Genomic DNA, 17,300 nt, shown 5'->3' with positions numbered 1-17,300 from the left:
TCATACTCCTTGGCTGTCATTTCCTTCAGACTGTCCGTCCGGTTCCACGTGTACTGCAGCACAATGCTTTTCTTGAATTCTTCCCGGTCTCCTGTACAGGGCAGTTTCTTGAATAGTGCGTAGAACCGGGCAAAATTGGTTACTTCCTGTGCCATATCATGATGATTTTATGTTATTCAAACAATACTTTAATGCCACACAAACTGGCCACATCAAGTTCCAGTTTGGCTCCCTTGCTCAGTTCCCAGTCCTTCAGCATATAGATATACTCACAATCCAGCAACAGGCGTATATCTGCCCGCATGTGTTCTCTCCAGTGCGCTTCATCCGGAAGTCCGTTTTTAAATGGATTCACCGGATTGAACCCCATAGTACGCAATCTGTTTTCAGCATCGAGGAACGCACCTTTGCGCTCATCGATATTGTAGTGGGTATTGCCCCACTGATGTAAACTTTGTCTTTTTCCATATCACTTCTTTTTGATGTTGACTTTACAACTTGGATTCCAAATCAGCACATTACGTGCAAATAATACATCACCCGTTTCTATTACGACATGACCGGGCGTTTTCGCTCTTCTCACTTTCAGGTCACTTTGGATGTTTCGCTCCAGCCAGTCATCCAACACTGCCCGGCTGGAACTTCCGTCCAGCAGAATCTGGAACACTTCCGTTCCGGTGTAGCTTTCAAAAGCCTTTTCGTTATTATCCATAATCACTTTGGTAAATTATTACTTGTTTGAATGATTCCGTCCTCCCATACCACATAATAGCTTCCCGGGTCTCCAATGGCGCGGCCTTGACAATAAGCTTTATAACCGACCACTCGAATCTTCATATCACAGATATATTTCAATCTTACAGCACCGCCACCCATCGGCTGGCTCTTCTTTTCCTGGCTGATCCAGATGAAACATTTCTTCGGAAAGGTTTCCATCAGTTCCACAGCCTGCGGATAGTCCCATCCGGCCACCTGGAAGGAATCAATGATGATGAACTTCGGGCTTTTCGGTTTTTTCAGTCGGGCAATCACTTCCTCCAGGCTACCTTCTGTCACCACGCGAAACTTACCCTGCACCTCATTCATCTTCAAATAACCCATACGCCGTTGGAAACTTTGGTTGATTTTCTCTTCGTAACTCATGTACAGCACCGGCCCATAGTTACACAGTTCCTTTCCAAGCTGCATTACAAAGCTGCTCTTCCCGCTGGCACTGGCACCACTGATGAACCACGAAGCGTTTTCTGCCGGAAACCCGAAAGGTTTGCTCCATTTCTCATTCCACGGCAGAGTAACCCATTTCTTGGCAGCTATTTCCTTCGGACTGTACGCACGCTTCATTATTCCGCTGTCATTTTAAGTTTTTCAATCTCAGTATAGACTCTTCTCAAACCACCGCGTGTCTTCCGTACAATCTGGGCTATATCAGCACCTGCCGGGGCATTTACCTTGGCCACAATACGTGCCTGGTTGTTCAAGAACTGTTCGCGCTCCTTGCCATCATCCGGAGTCACCTTGCTGTACCGGTCACCATAACGGCTCAACATTTCGGTATAGCCCACCTTCTTACATTCTATGGACCGGTTGATTTTCTCTTTCAATCCGTCTGCCCCCATCATATACCAGGCGCAGCAGCGTTCAGTGGCATTCCACAAGGCCTTCAGTTCAAGGAAAGCTTCATACTGCAGGTCGCCTGCTTCATCGAGGATGATAAGCGGGGTTTCCATCGAACGGAGGTAATATACCAGGTCTTCATACACATCAGAATACTTTCCCTTACTGTCCACACCAAACTCTGCAGCAATCTTGCGAACCAGTTTCAATTTGGTCTTTACCTGCGAGCAGTCGATATAAACGGCATTCTTGTGGCTCTGCACATAATAACGTGCCGTGAAAGTCTTGCCGATATTGGGCATGTCGCACAAGATACCCGACAGGCTGGACTGCTGTGAAAACTCCAGCTGGGCTGTGATATATTCAAATGTCGGGGTCTTGGCTGCTTTCCATTCCATTTCACCACGGAGGTTCACCCCTAATTTGCGGGCAATGCTTATCCAGTTGGCATCGCTCAGGGCTTTGTCTGTCTGTCCGTTCTTGATTGTACTGTACACAGACGTACTGATGGCCAAAGAGGCAGCATGCTTGGCATCACTGGGATAGTTCGCACGATTGGCGGCTATCGCTGCTAAAATCTTCTGTTTTTGCGCTTCTGTAATCATAATTCTAACGCTGTTTTAATGTTGTTCTAATTCTGTTCTTACATGTCACTGATGGCCCTCATTGCCTCGCTTATTCGGGAGTGCCATTCATAATCTGATTCCGGATCTGCCGACAATTCGGCTGGCAAATCATTGGATAGTTCCACCGGGGGAAGTTCCAGTTCCTCTTCCGGGTCATCCGTTGGCTGATCCGGTGTACCGGTTCCCACCTTGCCGATGGCGTGGTCATTGAGGTATTTGCTGAAATGGCTCAGAACTTTGTTTTGCTCTGTATAGGCTGCCCGGTCTTCTTCGGTCTGTTCTGCCATCACCCGGTTGTAAGTCACTACCGGACGAACCTTGTCAAGGTAGCGGTCGTTCTGGAACAGGAAGACATCCGTAGGCTTACCCTCTTCATCCGGCAGGTAGTAGGCCGTCACCCTGCGGTTGTTTGGTTCCAACTGCTCCAGCACTTCCGGACCGCTCAGCCACCAGTCTGCATTTGCCACACGTACTGTGGAATTTCTACGAATACTGGTATCTACCTTTTCCCCGATATATCTGCTCAAAGTCAATTTATCAAGCGGTCGAAGGGTCGGATTGATTTTGGCTACAAGCACATCCCAACGGGTCATTCCGGGATATTTCTTTTGGTTGGGGTGAAGCGTATTGTTCCATTCTTCACAATCGCGACGGTCATCCGCCACAAGCTCTTCAAACGTATAATACTTTCGGTCTTCCCAGGTGTGGTTACTGCTGTCGCTCACTTTCTTCTGGTCCACCCGCCGTGCACCTTTGTTATGCCAGCGGCCAATGGCTTCATGGTTCTTATGTGCTATGGTTGTCTTGAACGCACCGTTCAGAGCTTCAGCATATTTTTCCTGTGAGTTCTGCGGAGCACAGAAATGCACAAACTTGAATACCTCACCTGCCTTCAGGAATCCTTCTTTATACTTGCTCATCAAGTGCTGCTCCACCTCAATACCGGCTGGAATACCCCATCCGTTGCGTTCGATGAGCCGGAACATATCACGGAAACAGTCCACTACCAAGGCATCATCCTTATCCCGCCCGTAGGCCAGCCCGATACGGCACTGGCTCACCGCATCATAAGCATAATAGGCATGCACATACTCGCCGCCTTTCATCCGACGCGGCAAATCCACGTCATCCATCGTTATTTGTGACAGGGAGAACTCACCACCATGACGGTGCATGTGCGGCATTTGCTCATGATAGAATTCCATACGTCCACGCAAGGCTTTTTCTATCAGCAGTTGGCTTGCCGGGTTGTTCAGTATGTTCCGGATAGTGCTTTCGCTCAGTTCTTTCGGTTCCCCGTTCTTATCCGTAAAGTTTTCCGGATTGAATATCTCCCCTGTTTCCAGATCCCATACTTCCAGCTCACCGCATACAAACGACAGATACATTTCATGCACATCACTGCCGTATGGTTGGTTGGGAAGTACTTTCAAACTCATCACCAGGCGTTCGTCCATGTGAGTTACCTTCCGTTTGTTCTGGTTGCCGAATTTTCCGGTTATCAGACATTCGTAACCGTACTGCTTGTATTCGTTCACTTTCTTGCGGAAACGCAGGGTACTGGCAGGAAGATCATGACCAAAGTCTTCGCGTAAGGTCTCGATGGTAGTGGCCATCATGTCCCAGTTATATTTTTCACCCATCAGTTTGCGGTAATCGTTGCTTCTGTTATAAAGCTTGATACAAGTATTCAGAACTGAAGCATTCACCGCATATTTCCGGGCAAGTTCGTCTGTAGCTCTGTTGCTGGAAGAATGGGAGGCCCAATCCAAGAAATAAGCTACTGCAGCCTGATCCAACACATAGTTTGACAGTATCCAGTGGCGAAGTGCCTGCTCTGTTCCTCCGGGGTTGTCTTCCTTTACCCGCTCCAGGCACTCGGTAGGCAGACTATTGAGGGCGACCAACGCGCAATTTCCAGCAGCACCTCCACCACGGCGCACCACCTTGATACGGCCACGGTTCACCCAGTTCCTATAACAGGATTCGGTGATATAGCCGCCATCGATGAGCTCTCGTGCAGAAATACACTGTATGTTACCGTAATACACCAACATAGCCACCTCCTATCTTAATGCAGATGCAAACGCTTTTATGTGGTCAATTTCCGAAACCATTACATGCTCGTAAGTCTTCACTGTTTCTCCTTTGAATATTACCTGGCCGCTACCATCCTTGCGGTCAAGCTCTATAAGAGCACCATTGGGACAATATAGGCGGGATACTTTGTCATAGTCGTGAAAAACCTCCACCTCCGGAATAACAACCATCACAATACCGCCACGGTCCATGGCCAACTTACGGATCTTTGCAGAAAGTTCGGAGTTACCACGACGGTCATCAAAACGGATAGCGTTATAAACAGTCTTCTCTGTCACGTTGAGGGCCTTTGCGATAAAGTCGCGGTCAGCTTTCGTAATGTGAATGTACCTCTTGTTCATATCTCACTTATTTTAATGATTAATATTGGAGGGAGTCCGGGGAATCGAACCCCGGCGCAAGAACCATGCACTCCCGTGTGTCTTTCCACACCGTCACCCGTCTCTTAACGCCTTCCGGGTCGTCACGCTGGGTTATCCTGAGTATCTTTACTTGATTGATTCTTTAATTCCACATTCCGAATGGTCTGCAGCAGCTCTGCTTGAAAACATACACACATTGTATAGACCTCATCTTTAAATCTTGAATTCTGCACTGGTTCTACATCTTTCATCTGAATAATGGCACTGGTTAATTCGTTCATCAGGTTATCCAGCGTCTTGGGATTTACTTTCATCAATAATGTCTCTTTCATAATCTTATATTTAAAATTCGCTAATCACACGCCTTTTTCGTATATTTGGCGCGGTGTTCTTTTTTGAACACGCTGCAAATATAGGAAATATCCTATGATTTAAAAAATAATATCGAGGATTTTTTCTAATGGTGGTAAAAATAAATAGAATTTATCCTATGATACTGGACAGAATAAAGCAATTTATAGACGCCAAAGGAATGTCAATAGCAGCCTTTGAGCGCAGTATAGGAATGGCAAATGCCTCTTTCGGAAAGTCGTTGAAGAATAATGGTGCTATAGGTACCGATAAATTAGAAAATATCCTAAGCGTATATCCTGAAATTTCACCAAATTGGCTATTGACAGGTAATGGAGATATGTTATTACAGAAAAGCCCTGATGATTCCAGCATGAGTTTCTTAACCGATCAACAATATATTAAAACTTTCAATAGGATATTTGAGGAATCAATTCCATTAACAGACCTAACCTTTGACCAAATGGGTGAATATTGTGGCATTAGAAAAGAAAGAATGAAAGCTATTTACATGCGACAAGCCAAAATGAATGACACTGAAATAGGGATGATAGCTACAAAAATGGGCCTGAGTCTTCCATGGGTGCACAAAGGTTTGGGGGAGCAGTTTATACATGGGAAATTTGACAAAGAGACCTTCATGAAAGAGTATAATGAATATTATAATACAACTCATGCGACACCTGCTACACACCCGGGAGAAGGCATTCCTCTTATCCCAATAAACGCTATGGCTGGAGTACTGACAGCCGAACAAACTGTTTTAGATTACGAATGCGAGCGCTATGTTGTGCCAATGTTCAAAGGAGCAGACTTTCTTATACCTGTAAAAGGTTCAAGCATGTACCCCAAATATAGTTCTGGAGATATTGTCGCCTGCCAACGTGTACCAATGGGCGATTTATTCTTTCAGTGGAATAAAGTCTATGTCATAGACACCAATCAAGGAGCACTCATCAAGCGAATTAAGCCAGGTAGTGATAAGGATCACATTCTAATAGTATCAGATAATGAAAAATACGATCCATTTGAACTTCCATATTCAGCCATTCATGGGGTGGCCCTTGTCGTAGGGGTTATCCGGTTAGAGTAGCCCATAGAAGCGTCTTGATGAATCGAAATGTTTACCTTTCCCCTCCCCTAAGCTCCGCTATATACCATTTCCCCCTCCCTGAACGTCCCCAAATCGATGCTACAGGCTTTCTGAGAGGCTTTTTAGAGATATATTTTAAAATTAGGATGGTTTTTAGGGGGGGGCTATTAAATAAAAAACAAGGGGTATTTTTAAAATTGCAGTATTTTAGTACGGCTGTATCGCACACCGCAAAAACCCTATTTTGAATATCCAGTTATATAAAAGTGAATATCCACTTTGAATATCCACCTGAATATCCAGCGTCAAAAAAGACCGATTTCAAGCACAAAAAAAGGGAGGTATAACCACCTCCCCATACCGGATTATTCTAAAGCCGCGTTTATCGCGTTTTTAGCCGCTTATTATTCGTCTGATACATTTCCACTACGCCCGCAAGAAATGAGCGTAGATTGCTTTATTATAGCCTTTTTGGTGCATATAGTACCATTCCCAGATAATCCTGCATGCAGCAAATAATTCTTCGTTGCACCCACCTGTTCAGCTGTAAAAACGGTATAAACCGCCGAAATGCTGCTGAAATACCAATCTTTCCGCTTTGTTCCTTCTATTCCGTGCGTCAAATGCACATGTATTACCTTTGCCATACTAATAATATTTTGGCACAAATATACCAAATAACTATTATATGGAATAAATTTAGCAATATTATATCAAATAATCAGGTACAAAAAAAGCAGCCGCAGCTGCCATGCACTCCCCCACCCAAATCAACCATGTAAGCCCTATGTAAACCCAATTAAACCTATCTGCAAATCTGTATGCCTAAAAAGCGCCTAAATGTAGCTGCAAATTAAACCCACGTAAACGTTTCGTTTTGCAGAGCCATCCACTCATATCTTGCACAACCTTTTGTATATCAATAGGTTTTATATCTTCTCCTCCCAACCCTCAATATACGTTTCGTTCTGTGCCCCATACAAGACGGTTTTCCCGTGTTCAAGGGACTCCAGAAGCCTTTAGAGTTCATGGGCATCCGCGGCCGCTTCCTCACACTGGCGGCGGTGGCCATAGGCGTGTCCTTCGTGGGATTCATCGTCTTCTCCATCGCCCTTGGAAAACTTGCCGGGTTCATCGCCATGCTGGTGATGGCCGCCGCAGGGCTGGCCACCATCTTCGTCAAGCAACGCAGCGGACTGCACAACAAGAAACGGGCGAAGGGCATCTACGTCTATAAGAACATCCGGAAGACGGATTGAAAAACGAATTGAAAAACCAACAAACAGAAAGCAACCAATGGCACAGAACAGGAAACGGGCATTCGAGGGGCTTTACTCCCAGCTGGAAGAGACGGACGGCCATGCCGTCCTCTTTTCCGCCAGGGGCGATCCTTCGGTCATATTCGAAATGGCCAATCCCGTGCAGCAGCTATGCACGGACTCGGAGCAGTACTTGCGCTTCCAGGACGTGCTCTCCAACCTCGTGCAGACGCTCGGCGAAGGCTACGCCTTGCAGAAGCAGGACATCTTCTGCAAACAGTCCTATCACCACGATGTGCCGGAGGATGTGGAGTTCCTGACGCGGAGCTACTTCCGCTACTTCGAGGGAAGGGAGTTCACCGAGATACGCACGTACCTTGTCATCACGCAGGAGGCGCAGCGCGGCCAGTTCGTGCAGTACGACCCGAAGAAGTGGACGGAGTTCCATGCCAAGGTAAGCAAGGCGGAGGACATCCTGAACGAAAAGCACATCCGCCACAGGCGGCTGGCAAAGGAGGAGGTGGACGAGTATTGCCACCGCTTCATGGCCTTCCGCTTCCGCCACGGCCCGTTCTCCATGACCAACTTCAAGGCTTCGGACGAATACTTGAAGGTGGGCGGCCGCGTGGTGCGCTCCTATCCGCTTGTGGATATCGACGAGATAAACCTGCCGTCACGCATCAAGCCGTACACGCAGGCTTCCGTCAACGGATATCCCATCGCCACCGACCTTTTCTCGTTCCTGACAAGCGTTCCACATGCGGACTGCGTGGTGTACAACCAGGTGGTGCAGATACCCGGCCAACGGAAGCTTCTCCGCAAATTGCAGGCCAAGGCCAAACGGCACGGCTCCATGCCCGACCCGAGTAACCGTATAGCCAAGGCCGACATTGAGAAAGTGCTGGAGCGGCTTGCCGTGGACAGCTCCCTGCTGGTCTACGCCAACTTCAACATCCTGGTGAGCTGCCCGGCGGACAAGGTCACCCCGGTCACTTCCTACCTGGAGACCAAGCTGTACGGATGCGGCATCATGCCCTCTCGCACGGCCTACAACCAGCTGGAGCTGTTCACCGACAGCTTCCCCGGCAACGCCTACGCTTTCAATCCCGACTACGACCTGTTTCTCACCCTGTCGGACGCCGCCCTGTGCTTCTTCTTCAAGGAGCACCTGAAGGAATCGGAGGACACGCCCCTGACCACATATTACACCGACCGGCAGGGACTACCCGTCTGCATCGACATCACCGGCAAGGAGGGCAAGGTGAAGATGACCGACAACGCCAATTTCTTCTGCATCGGGCCTTCGGGAAGCGGCAAGTCGTTTCATATGAACTCGGTCGTCCGCCAGTTACTGGAACAGCAAACGGATGTGGTCATGGTGGACACGGGCGACTCCTACGAGGGCATCTGCGGCTACTACGGCGGCACGTACATCTCCTATTCCAAGGAGAAACCTATCTCCATGAACCCCTTCAAGGTCACGGCGGAGGAATACAGGCTGAACTTCGGCGAGAAGAAAAACTTCCTCAAATCGCTGGTGTTTCTCATATTCAAGGGCAGCGCATTTCCGAGCAAGATAGAGGACATGATAGTCAACCAAACCCTCGTGGAGTATTACGATGCCTATTTCCATCCTTTCGAGAAATTCACGGAGAAGCAGCGTGCGGAGTTGCGGCAGAAGCTACTTGTAGACGCCAAGATGGATGACGATTACGAGAAGTACAACCATGAGATGGAAGATATTGACCGCCTGATAAACGCCAAGGATTCGCCGGAGGTGCCGGAAAGCCGCGCCCTGCTGCTCCCCTCGGAAGTCAGGCGCATGAAGCTCGTCCGCCAGTGCCGTTCGCTCATGGCCCTCATGCGCGACAAGGCCGCCTCGGAGTCTGAAAGGGAACATGCCGCACATATCGTGGAGAAATACCGCAGGGAGCTTTACGAGAACACCATGCTTGTCAAGATTGACAGGCAGATAGACCGCATGGAGGAGCAGAAACGGCGGTTGAAGGTCAGGGAACTTTCCTTCAACTCCTACTACGAGTTCGCCGTGGAGCGCATCCCGCAAATCACTTCCCTGGAGAAAATAACATTCGACATACACAACTTCGCAGCCATCCTCAAGCAGTTCTACCGGGGCGGCGAGCTGGAGACGACGCTGAACGCCGACCTGGATGTTGACCTCTTCAACGAGTGTTTCATCGTATTCGAAATCGACAAGATAAAAGATGACCCTGTACTTTTCCCCATCGTGGTGCTCATCATCATGGACGTGTTCCTCCAGAAAATGCGCATCAAGAAAGGGCGCAAGGCCCTGATAATCGAAGAGGCGTGGAAGGCCATCGCATCGCCCACGATGGCGGAGTACATCAAGTACCTGTACAAGACCGTCCGCAAGTTCCACGGCATCGCCGGGGTGGTCACGCAGGAGCTGAACGACGTGATAGACTCGCCCATCGTGAAGGAGGCCATCATTAATAATTCCGATGTGAAGATACTGCTTGACCAGTCCAAGTTCAAGGACAGGTACGAACAGATAGCCGCCATACTGGGGCTGACCCCCGTTCAGCGTCAGCAGATATTCACCATCAACGCGCTTGACAACCACGAGGGGCGCAGCTACTTCAAGGAGGTGTGGATATGCCGGGGACAGCATTCCGACGTCTACGGCGTGGAGGAAGCCCCCGAATGTTACTGGGCCTACACCACCGAGCGGACGGAAAAAGAGGCGTTGAAAACATACCTGCGGCACTACGGCACGGTGCAGGAGGCCATCACGCGCATCGAGGCCGACCGTAAAAAAGCGGGCAGCCCCAAGTACCTGGAGTTCGCCAGACAAGTCAACCAACATCAAAAAGTAATGTCATTATGGGAAAGCTGAAAAACATATTGTTAGGAACATTCCTGTTTGCCGCGTCCGCCCCCACGTTTGCCGGATGGCGCATCGTCATAGACCGTAACTGCATCGCAACGGTGGGCGCCAACCTGGCCTCGCAGAAGCTCATCGAGGGGCAGCACAACCAACGGCTGGACTCCATCGCCTCCAAGAAGCAGAAGGTGGAACTCTACACCGTGAGCATGGCCACCATCAAGGAGCTGTACAAGCTCTCGATGGAAAACATCTCCGGTTTCGGTACGGAGAGTCTTTACTACAAGGAAATCGGAAGTTGCGCCTTCGATATCCTCAAAGACGTGCCGGAACTTATTGAAACGGTGGGCAGGGCGAAGTTTACGAACAAGCTGCTTTGCCTCAATGAACTCGGCAACCTCGTAGCCGAGACCCAACAACTGGTGGGCGACTTCGTGAACATCGTGAACAACGCCAGGGTGCAGAACCCGCTCAAAGGGGAAGCCACGGCGGAGAGGAAAAGCGACGGGTACAATCTGCTCGACCGCTACGAGCGGCTGACCCTGGCCAATCGCATATATACAGATCTTACGAAGATACGCTACAAGGTGGAGGGAATGATGCTCATGGCACAGTATGCCACAGCGGACGACCTCTTCTTTGCCATCGACCCGGAGGGCTGGGCAAACGTGGTGACCATGAAGAACCGTGTCGGTAGCCTTGTCCAGTCATGGAACGGGCTTGTAGCTTCCAATTACTGAACCAGACAACAAGAGCCATGGACTATAATATAAAAGGTATAGGAAATTACAGGGCGTTTTTTGTTGCCGCCTTTATGGCAATCGCCGTCCTGTCGCTTCCCGTCAGGGTATCGGCCGGAGTCATCCCCAAAGACCTCCCGACCATCGAGGCCCTGATTGCCTTGCACAAGGCCGTCAAGAAGGACGAGGACAAGGCCATGCAGCGTGTGGCCGCCAGCTTCGGCGAGCAGTCGCTCCTCACCAAGGGGGCCGGCAAGTTCAACGACGTGCGCACCACCCTGAACACCAAGCTGGACAATGCCCATTCCTACTTAGTACTGGCAGGCGCCATCTCTTCCACGGCCAACGCGCTGTACCGGTTGGTGAAGGAATACAAGGACTTCACCTCCAACACGTTCGGCCATGTCAGCAAGAAGCCCTTCGTGGCGTGGTACTATGCCGACGCCAACCTGGCCATATCGAGGGAAGTGAAGCACTGCTACAAGCTTTATGCGTCGGTGGTCGCTTCCGGCATCAACCTGATGAAGGCTTCCATGGACGAGAAGCTGAACCTGGTGATGACGCTGAAAACCACCATCGACAGGGCGAGGTACATCATCGACAACGCGAACTTGTACTGCTACCTCATTACCGACTGCGGATGGAAGCCGGATTACATCTGGGAGATACTGAACTCCGAGGTCAAGGACGAGATAGCGAAAACGATAATAGACAAATGGAACAAAGGATATGAAAGTTAAAGAGGCCATATTATTGCTGTGTGTAGTCTTCGCCCCGGTTGTGGCGGAAGCACAAGTGCCCGTCCGTGACAACGAGAAGAAGAAACAGTGGCAGTCCATGGAGAACGGGCCGTGGGACTTCGCGCCCGACTGGTACTATTATTTCCTGCACAAGGGTTACTCCGGCGCGGAAATGTATTGGAAATGGGCGGGCTTCAAGTCCGGCTTCCGTGTCCGCTTCAAGGAATCCAAGTCGAACATCAAACGCATCATGCCCACACGGGTCATCTCCGAGGAGACCCAGCGGCAGAAGCTGGAGAAGGTGGAGGAAGAACGCAAATATGTGGAAGAGCTGTACAAGGAGGAGCTTGTCCGGGAGGCCGACCGCGCCGTTGACCTGGTCTATCCGGCCTACAAGGACGAGTTCAACCGGATGCAGGACTGCATCACCGACGGCCTGCTCTATTGCATGACGAAAAGCGGCGGAAAGTTGAAGCCGCAGGTAGACGAACTGGGCAGGCAGAATGAAATCCTTTGCTCAGATATTGCCTATATCCGCAAGACAGGCGTGGGCTACGGACTGGAGAACGCCAAGCGGCAGCAAGCCTACGAAGAAGCCAAAGGAAAGATGGAGGCACTCGTGAAACAGACCGCCAACCTCTGCGCCGTGGCCGCCACACATTATTAGAATTAAAATGTATTACATGAAGATAAGAATACGATTATGCAACTGTCTGCTGTTTTATTGACCATAGGCCTTCCGGCCATCGACGAGAGCCTGGACAAGCTCCTTGTCGCCATGGAGACGTTCCCCAACGTGGCCGTGCTGGGCGACGCGGTGGGACTGGCCCGTATCATCGGGCTGCTGCTCGCCCTCTGCGTGGGTTCCTACGAGTGCTGGATGATGATGCTCGGACGGCGCGGCATGGACGTAATGAAGCTCCTCCGCATCGTCGGCATCTCCATCTGCATCTCTTCCTCCTCGTGGATATGTGACGCCCTGCAGGTGCCCGGCAAGGGACTTGAAAGCGCGAGCAAGGCGATGGCGCAGGCCAAGAACAAGGAGGTGGCCGCCTTCGAGCTGAAGGTGGCTCAAAAACAAAGCGAGTACCTTGACCGGCTGCGCACCGTACAGGATTCCATCGCGACCGCGCAGCAGGTGGCCGCCATCGGACAGGACGCCGCATGGTGGGACAAACTCATCTACAACGTGGAGAACCTTGGCAACACCATCAACAACTACGCCCAACGGGCGGTGGTGGCCACGGAGACCAAGGTCAGCGAATGGATAAACGATGTCATCCGCTTCGTGGGAGAGCTGATTTTCCAGATGTCCTACTACGGCATCCTCGTGGCGCAGCGCATCTTCATGGCCATCATGATGATATTCTGCCCCATCATGTTCGCCCTGTCCCTCGCCCCGCCGTGGAACTCGGCGTGGAGCCAGTGGATGTCCAAGTTCCTTTCCCTCTCGCTGTGGGGCTTCGTGACCTACATGTGCCTGTACTACGTTGACTTCATCCTGCTTTACAACCTGCAACAGGATTTGGTGGCCTACGAGCACCTGCTTCACGGTTCGGTCAACTCATGGTCGCAGATAGGCGCGTTGGGGCTGCAGGGCATCGGCTCCAACTGCATGTACGCCATGGGAATGCTGGTCGGCGCGTACATTATACGTTTCGTCCCGGAAGTGGCCTCGTGGCTCATCCCCGGCGGCGTAAGTTCGGGCGCGGCCACGGCGGCAGGCTCCACGGCGACGGGCATCGCTTCCATGGCAGGAGGCGCGGCCGGTTCGGTGGCCGGGGGCGCGGTTTCCATGGTCAAGCCCAAATCAGGAAGATAAACCTAATATTTCAAGAATATGCTCATAGAATCACTGGCACAGAAAACAAGGCTCGCCATGATAACGGTGCTGGCCACCATAGGCGGTTGCGCCGTCATCTGCGGTTTCACCGTATGGTGCTGCATTTCCTTGGTGAACAAGGAAAGGGACCAGATATACATATTGGATGGCAACATCCCGTTCCTCGCCGAGCGCGCGCAGCTGGAGGCCAATTTCACGATGGAGGCCAAGGCGCACATCCAGCTCTTCCATCAGTATTTCTTCAACCTGCCGCCCGACAACGACTACATCAAGTGGACACTCGGCAAGGCCATGTACATGGCGGACGGCACGGCGTTGAAACAGAAGCAGGCGATGGACGAGAACGGCTTTTACTCCGACATCATCTCCTCGTCGGCGGTCTGCACCGTCATGTGCGACTCCATCGACTTCGACGAACAGGAACGGAAGTTCACCTACTACGGTACGCAGCTCATCAAGCGGCGCACCCGTGACCTGAAGCGTTCTTTGGTCACGACCGGATATGTTGAGTCCGTGCCAAGGACGCGGAACAATCCCCACGGGCTGCTGATTACCAACTGGAGGACGCTTGAAAACAAGGATTTGGACTACTAAATGCGATTTGGATATGAGAATCAGAAAGAAACTTCGGGAAAGCAGGCTAAGGACGCACCTGCAAATCCGCGCATGGCTGCAACCCAAACTGGGAAAGGCCGGGGAAAGACTCCGGTTGGCCGGTCGCATCCGTCTGGCGAACATCTGGGCCCGGAAGCATCCGAAAAGGACTTTTGCCTGTGTTACGGGAACATTGTCGCTCTTGCTGGTATGCTCCCTTGTCATGAACAATAGCAAGCCGGACGGGACGGACAACGCACACGGCATCGGCGCCATTGCCAGCATGGAACCCCTGTTCCAAGGCTTCCGCACCATACAGTCGAACAAAGGCCTGCACCGTGCCACGATACAGGAGCTGGCGGACAGCGGACGGGCCATCCGACGGGAACTTGACTCCCTGATAGCCATGCCTCGGAAAACGCACGGTGACTCCCTGCGGATTGTCAGGCAGTACAGGCGGCTGGAGAACATTGTAAAATTCATCAATAACAACGGAGAACATGATTAAAGTCAATTTCAAACAACCCAAGTACATCTTCCCGGCGGTCATCTTCATACCGCTGTGCGCCCTGGTGTATTTCGTGATGCAGACTTTTGGGGGCGGCGGAGAGCCGGAACAGGCCGTGGCCACCGACCGCATCAACACGGAACTGCCCGAAGCACACGCCGAGGAAGCCGGGGACAAAATGTACGAGATGTCGCGCCGCTTCGGCGACGAGGACGCCTTTACCGCCGTGGGAGGCATTGGCGAGGAAAAGGAGGAGAAAGAGGAGCTGGGACACGGCTACAGCGAGGAGGAACTGGACGAGCTGGACGCAGCGGAAGCGGAGCGAATCCGGCAGCAGCAGGAAATGGAGGAGCTGGAGCGCTCGTTGGCGGAGTCCAGGCGGCACATCAATTCATACGCCTATGACAACAATACACCTTCGGACCGTCCGTCTGATGGAAACAGTGGCATGGGCTACACTTCGCAGGACGACTTCGCCCGTGACCTGGAGGAAATCCAGCGCCGCAGCTACGAGAGGCAGAAGGCCATCGGGCGCGGCCTTGGGTTCGGCGACCCGGAAGCGGAAGAGGCGGCCAAAAGGCAGCGTGCAGACTCATTGGCGAAAGTCCGCAAGGAAGAGGCGGAACGAAACCGGCCGAACCTTGTCATCAAGTCTGCCGACACCAATGCGGACAAGTTCCATACGGTGGCCGCTCCCGACGGTGCGGCGGAAGCCAGGCTGATACGCGCCATGATAGACCAGACCACCAAGGCCAAGGAAGGCACGCGCCTGCGCTTCAAGCTGCTTGACGATGTGACGGTGAGCGGCACAAAGTTGAGGAAAGGCACTTACCTCTACGGCACGGTGACGGGATTCTCCAGCCAGCGCGTGAAGGCTACCATCACCAGCATCCTTGCCGGGGACAAGTTCATCAAGGTCAAGCTGTCCGTATTCGACAACGACGGCATGGAGGGCTTCTACGTGCCCGAATCCTCGTTCCGCGATTTCGTGAAGGACGCTAGCTCCAACGTGGTGCAGCAGGACATCAACATCGAGTCCGACGGCGGCTACGGTTCCGGCATATCCGGCGAGGCCGTTGCCTTGCAGGCCCTGCAGAACATGTACAACTCCGCCACTTCCGCCCTGTCTTCCAACATCCGGAAGAACAAGGCGAGAATCAAGTACAACACCATCGTCTATCTCATCAACTCGGACGATGCAAGGTGAATGTCTGAAACAATATCAATGTAAATTCTATAAACAATATCCCAATGAAAGCAAGGCTTATCTTACTGACTTTGCTCTGTGCCGTGGGCATGGCCGCCTACGCCAACGAGAAAATCTATGTCAACCGGGATGTGACCACGCACATCGTCATGCCCGAACCCATCAAACTGGTGGACATCTCTACCCCGAAGATTGCCGGGAATCAGTGTACGGACAACATCGTCCGCATCAAGCCGTACCATGATGAGGGTGATTCCATACAGTCCGGCGGCTACACGGAGAACGAGCTGCTGGGCACCATCACGCTCATCGGGGAAAGGCACATCGCGCAATATGACGTCCTTTATACCGAAGAGCCGGGACAGGCGGCCGCCATCTTCGAGGTGCCGTACACCCACACGCAGTCCTACATCAACCCCGAAGTCACCATGCCCATGTCCGAAATGGCACGCTATGCGTGGGCGGTGTACGGCAGCAGGCGCAAGTACAACCAGATCGTGACGAGGGCGCACGGGATGAAGGCCACGGTCAACAACATCTACGCCGTCGGGGATTACTTCTTCATCGACTTTTCGCTGCGCAACAAAACGAAAATTCCCTACGACATCGAGGAAATCCGCGTGAAGCTCACGGACAAGAAGGAAACCAAGGCGACCAACTCGCAGACTATCGAGCTGTCGCCCGTGTTCACGCTCAACTCCACGAGGAAGTTCAGGAAAGACTACCGCAACGTGATGGTGCTGCCCAAGCTGACCTTCCCCGACGAGAAGGTGCTGCGCATTGAAATATCCGAGAACCAGATCAGCGGACGGGTCATCGTGCTGACCGTCGAATACGAGGACATCCTCCATGCGGACGGCTTCGATACCGACATCCTGAAGGATGCAGCCTACTATCCTTATTACCACATCTCTTATTCCGACAAATGATGAAGAAGTTTTTAATCACCTTATTCTGTGCGGTCGTTGCCATTGGCGCATCCGCACAGGAGGGCAAGCTGGCGGTAAACGCCGGCTTCCTGTTCCCGTCCACCCTGAACGCAACAATCGGCTACGAGCGTCCGTTGTCATACGGAAATGCCGTGGAACTGTACGGCGAGGCCGGCACTCATTGGCAGGAAAAGGATTTCTGGAAAAGCTACTATTGGGACGGCGGCATCGTCTACAAGCACCGGCTGGTGCGCTATAAGAACGGTATGCTGCGTTTCCGCTTCGGCCCACAGTTCGGCGCGGTGCAGAAACGGTTCTTCATCGGATTGGAGGGAGGGTTTGAATACAGCTATGTGTTCCGTAACGGCTGGGAGTTCGCCCTGATACAGAAGAACAACGTGAACTTCCTGCACGGCGACACGTTCCGCAACGGGTTGTTGCTTGGAGTGAAGATACCTTTTTAACCAC

The 17,300-nt window shown here is 51.6% G+C and carries 20 protein-coding genes; 12 read left to right on the top strand and 8 right to left on the bottom strand.

What is annotated here, in order from left to right; translation table 11 throughout:
• Positions 1-172: 172 nt before the first annotated feature.
• The 7 genes from ACZM60_RS00560 to ACZM60_RS00530 all read right to left on the bottom strand — a co-directional run bounded on the left by ACZM60_RS00560 (position 173) and on the right by ACZM60_RS00530 (position 5,034).
• A complete protein-coding gene (locus tag ACZM60_RS00560; protein ID WP_489520526.1) occupies positions 173-370 on the bottom strand; it encodes a DUF4406 domain-containing protein in 198 nt (65 codons plus the stop codon).
• Positions 371-469: 99 nt separating this feature from the next.
• The gene (locus ACZM60_RS00555; protein ID WP_005798307.1) at positions 470-712 is read right to left on the bottom strand and encodes a hypothetical protein; all 243 of its coding nucleotides are present in this window, start codon (positions 710-712) and stop codon (positions 470-472) included.
• 2 nt (positions 713-714) lie between these two features.
• Positions 715-1,341 carry a P-loop NTPase family protein gene (locus tag ACZM60_RS00550; RefSeq protein WP_149935343.1) on the bottom strand — a complete coding sequence of 209 codons (627 nt, stop codon included), beginning with the start codon at positions 1,339-1,341 and terminating at the stop codon, positions 715-717.
• Positions 1,341-2,219 (bottom strand): AAA family ATPase, encoded by an 879-nt coding sequence (locus tag ACZM60_RS00545; RefSeq protein ID WP_120387409.1) that lies wholly within the window; start codon positions 2,217-2,219, stop codon positions 1,341-1,343. Before ACZM60_RS00545 ends, ACZM60_RS00550 begins: the two co-directional genes overlap by 1 nt.
• Positions 2,220-2,257: 38 nt before the next feature.
• The gene (locus ACZM60_RS00540) at positions 2,258-4,297 is read right to left on the bottom strand and encodes a hypothetical protein (protein ID WP_489520525.1); all 2,040 of its coding nucleotides are present in this window, start codon (positions 4,295-4,297) and stop codon (positions 2,258-2,260) included.
• 9 nt (positions 4,298-4,306) lie between these two features.
• Positions 4,307-4,681: a hypothetical protein gene (locus ACZM60_RS00535; RefSeq protein WP_008782233.1), complete on the bottom strand. Its 375-nt coding sequence runs from the start codon at positions 4,679-4,681 to the stop codon at positions 4,307-4,309.
• 122 nt (positions 4,682-4,803) lie between these two features.
• Positions 4,804-5,034: a hypothetical protein gene (locus ACZM60_RS00530; RefSeq protein WP_118027140.1), complete on the bottom strand. Its 231-nt coding sequence runs from the start codon at positions 5,032-5,034 to the stop codon at positions 4,804-4,806.
• Between the two features lie 158 nt (positions 5,035-5,192).
• Between ACZM60_RS00530 and ACZM60_RS00525 the strand changes: the two genes are divergently transcribed.
• On the top strand, positions 5,193-6,146 hold the full coding sequence (locus ACZM60_RS00525) for a S24 family peptidase (RefSeq protein WP_271705049.1): 954 nt from the start codon (positions 5,193-5,195) through the stop codon (positions 6,144-6,146).
• Positions 6,147-6,550: 404 nt separating this feature from the next.
• Here the strand turns inward: ACZM60_RS00525 and ACZM60_RS00520 are convergent, their stop codons facing one another.
• On the bottom strand, positions 6,551-6,793 hold the full coding sequence (locus tag ACZM60_RS00520; protein ID WP_005798322.1) for a hypothetical protein: 243 nt from the start codon (positions 6,791-6,793) through the stop codon (positions 6,551-6,553).
• 381 nt (positions 6,794-7,174) lie between these two features.
• On the opposite strand from ACZM60_RS00520, the gene ACZM60_RS00515 reads away from it, so the two are divergent.
• From ACZM60_RS00515 to ACZM60_RS00465, 11 genes are all read left to right on the top strand, one after another.
• Positions 7,175-7,405 carry a hypothetical protein gene (locus ACZM60_RS00515; protein WP_489520532.1) on the top strand — a complete coding sequence of 77 codons (231 nt, stop codon included), beginning with the start codon at positions 7,175-7,177 and terminating at the stop codon, positions 7,403-7,405.
• A gap of 37 nt (positions 7,406-7,442) precedes the next feature.
• Positions 7,443-10,283, top strand: a complete 2,841-nt coding sequence (locus ACZM60_RS00510) for a TraG family conjugative transposon ATPase (protein WP_489520524.1) — start codon at positions 7,443-7,445, stop codon at positions 10,281-10,283.
• Positions 10,271-11,011: a hypothetical protein gene (locus tag ACZM60_RS00505; RefSeq protein ID WP_087249863.1), complete on the top strand. Its 741-nt coding sequence runs from the start codon at positions 10,271-10,273 to the stop codon at positions 11,009-11,011. Before ACZM60_RS00510 ends, ACZM60_RS00505 begins: the two co-directional genes overlap by 13 nt.
• 74 nt (positions 11,012-11,085) lie before the next feature.
• Positions 11,086-11,751 carry a hypothetical protein gene (locus ACZM60_RS00500; RefSeq protein WP_489520531.1) on the top strand — a complete coding sequence of 222 codons (666 nt, stop codon included), beginning with the start codon at positions 11,086-11,088 and terminating at the stop codon, positions 11,749-11,751.
• Positions 11,741-12,418, top strand: a complete 678-nt coding sequence (locus ACZM60_RS00495) for a DUF5045 domain-containing protein (RefSeq protein WP_125105085.1) — start codon at positions 11,741-11,743, stop codon at positions 12,416-12,418. The genes ACZM60_RS00500 and ACZM60_RS00495 overlap by 11 nt, the downstream gene beginning before the upstream one ends.
• Positions 12,419-12,454: 36 nt before the next feature.
• A complete protein-coding gene (locus ACZM60_RS00490) occupies positions 12,455-13,573 on the top strand; it encodes a TraJ family protein (protein WP_151858600.1) in 1,119 nt (372 codons plus the stop codon).
• Positions 13,574-13,591: 18 nt separating this feature from the next.
• Positions 13,592-14,188: a conjugative transposon protein TraK gene (gene traK, locus ACZM60_RS00485; RefSeq protein WP_087207505.1), complete on the top strand. Its 597-nt coding sequence runs from the start codon at positions 13,592-13,594 to the stop codon at positions 14,186-14,188.
• A 13-nt stretch (positions 14,189-14,201) separates the two neighbouring features.
• Positions 14,202-14,696 carry a hypothetical protein gene (locus ACZM60_RS00480; protein WP_087249865.1) on the top strand — a complete coding sequence of 165 codons (495 nt, stop codon included), beginning with the start codon at positions 14,202-14,204 and terminating at the stop codon, positions 14,694-14,696.
• The gene (locus tag ACZM60_RS00475) at positions 14,689-15,903 is read left to right on the top strand and encodes a conjugative transposon protein TraM (protein WP_489520523.1); all 1,215 of its coding nucleotides are present in this window, start codon (positions 14,689-14,691) and stop codon (positions 15,901-15,903) included. The genes ACZM60_RS00480 and ACZM60_RS00475 overlap by 8 nt, the downstream gene beginning before the upstream one ends.
• Positions 15,904-15,947: 44 nt before the next feature.
• Complete coding sequence (traN, locus tag ACZM60_RS00470; RefSeq protein ID WP_087330334.1) at positions 15,948-16,832, top strand: conjugative transposon protein TraN; 885 nt, start codon at positions 15,948-15,950, stop codon at positions 16,830-16,832.
• Positions 16,832-17,296: a hypothetical protein gene (locus tag ACZM60_RS00465; RefSeq protein WP_087330401.1), complete on the top strand. Its 465-nt coding sequence runs from the start codon at positions 16,832-16,834 to the stop codon at positions 17,294-17,296. Before traN ends, ACZM60_RS00465 begins: the two co-directional genes overlap by 1 nt.
• The last annotated feature ends 4 nt before the right edge of the window (positions 17,297-17,300 follow it).

The sequence above is a fragment of the Phocaeicola sp. genome (assembly GCF_057861905.1).
The sequence above is the reverse complement of the archived record's forward strand: the minus strand, read 5'-3'. Positions and strand labels throughout refer to the sequence as shown.

What these genes read in the sequence shown, in the direction of transcription:
- ACZM60_RS00560 (WP_489520526.1), bottom strand. Translation starts at nt 370, where the DNA reads ATGGGGTTCAATCCGGTGAATCCATTTAAAAACGGACTTCCGGATGAA.
- ACZM60_RS00555 (WP_005798307.1), bottom strand. Translation starts at nt 712, where the DNA reads ATGGATAATAACGAAAAGGCTTTTGAAAGCTACACCGGAACGGAAGTG.
- ACZM60_RS00550 (WP_149935343.1), bottom strand. Translation starts at nt 1,341, where the DNA reads ATGAAGCGTGCGTACAGTCCGAAGGAAATAGCTGCCAAGAAATGGGTT.
- ACZM60_RS00545 (WP_120387409.1), bottom strand. Translation starts at nt 2,219, where the DNA reads ATGATTACAGAAGCGCAAAAACAGAAGATTTTAGCAGCGATAGCCGCC.
- ACZM60_RS00540 (WP_489520525.1), bottom strand. Translation starts at nt 4,297, where the DNA reads ATGTTGGTGTATTACGGTAACATACAGTGTATTTCTGCACGAGAGCTC.
- ACZM60_RS00535 (WP_008782233.1), bottom strand. Translation starts at nt 4,681, where the DNA reads ATGAACAAGAGGTACATTCACATTACGAAAGCTGACCGCGACTTTATC.
- ACZM60_RS00530 (WP_118027140.1), bottom strand. Translation starts at nt 5,034, where the DNA reads ATGAAAGAGACATTATTGATGAAAGTAAATCCCAAGACGCTGGATAAC.
- ACZM60_RS00525 (WP_271705049.1), top strand. Translation starts at nt 5,193, where the DNA reads ATGATACTGGACAGAATAAAGCAATTTATAGACGCCAAAGGAATGTCA.
- ACZM60_RS00520 (WP_005798322.1), bottom strand. Translation starts at nt 6,793, where the DNA reads ATGGCAAAGGTAATACATGTGCATTTGACGCACGGAATAGAAGGAACA.
- ACZM60_RS00515 (WP_489520532.1), top strand. Translation starts at nt 7,175, where the DNA reads ATGGGCATCCGCGGCCGCTTCCTCACACTGGCGGCGGTGGCCATAGGC.
- ACZM60_RS00510 (WP_489520524.1), top strand. Translation starts at nt 7,443, where the DNA reads ATGGCACAGAACAGGAAACGGGCATTCGAGGGGCTTTACTCCCAGCTG.
- ACZM60_RS00505 (WP_087249863.1), top strand. Translation starts at nt 10,271, where the DNA reads ATGGGAAAGCTGAAAAACATATTGTTAGGAACATTCCTGTTTGCCGCG.
- ACZM60_RS00500 (WP_489520531.1), top strand. Translation starts at nt 11,086, where the DNA reads ATGGCAATCGCCGTCCTGTCGCTTCCCGTCAGGGTATCGGCCGGAGTC.
- ACZM60_RS00495 (WP_125105085.1), top strand. Translation starts at nt 11,741, where the DNA reads ATGAAAGTTAAAGAGGCCATATTATTGCTGTGTGTAGTCTTCGCCCCG.
- ACZM60_RS00490 (WP_151858600.1), top strand. Translation starts at nt 12,455, where the DNA reads ATGCAACTGTCTGCTGTTTTATTGACCATAGGCCTTCCGGCCATCGAC.
- traK (WP_087207505.1), top strand. Translation starts at nt 13,592, where the DNA reads ATGCTCATAGAATCACTGGCACAGAAAACAAGGCTCGCCATGATAACG.
- ACZM60_RS00480 (WP_087249865.1), top strand. Translation starts at nt 14,202, where the DNA reads ATGAGAATCAGAAAGAAACTTCGGGAAAGCAGGCTAAGGACGCACCTG.
- ACZM60_RS00475 (WP_489520523.1), top strand. Translation starts at nt 14,689, where the DNA reads ATGATTAAAGTCAATTTCAAACAACCCAAGTACATCTTCCCGGCGGTC.
- traN (WP_087330334.1), top strand. Translation starts at nt 15,948, where the DNA reads ATGAAAGCAAGGCTTATCTTACTGACTTTGCTCTGTGCCGTGGGCATG.
- ACZM60_RS00465 (WP_087330401.1), top strand. Translation starts at nt 16,832, where the DNA reads ATGAAGAAGTTTTTAATCACCTTATTCTGTGCGGTCGTTGCCATTGGC.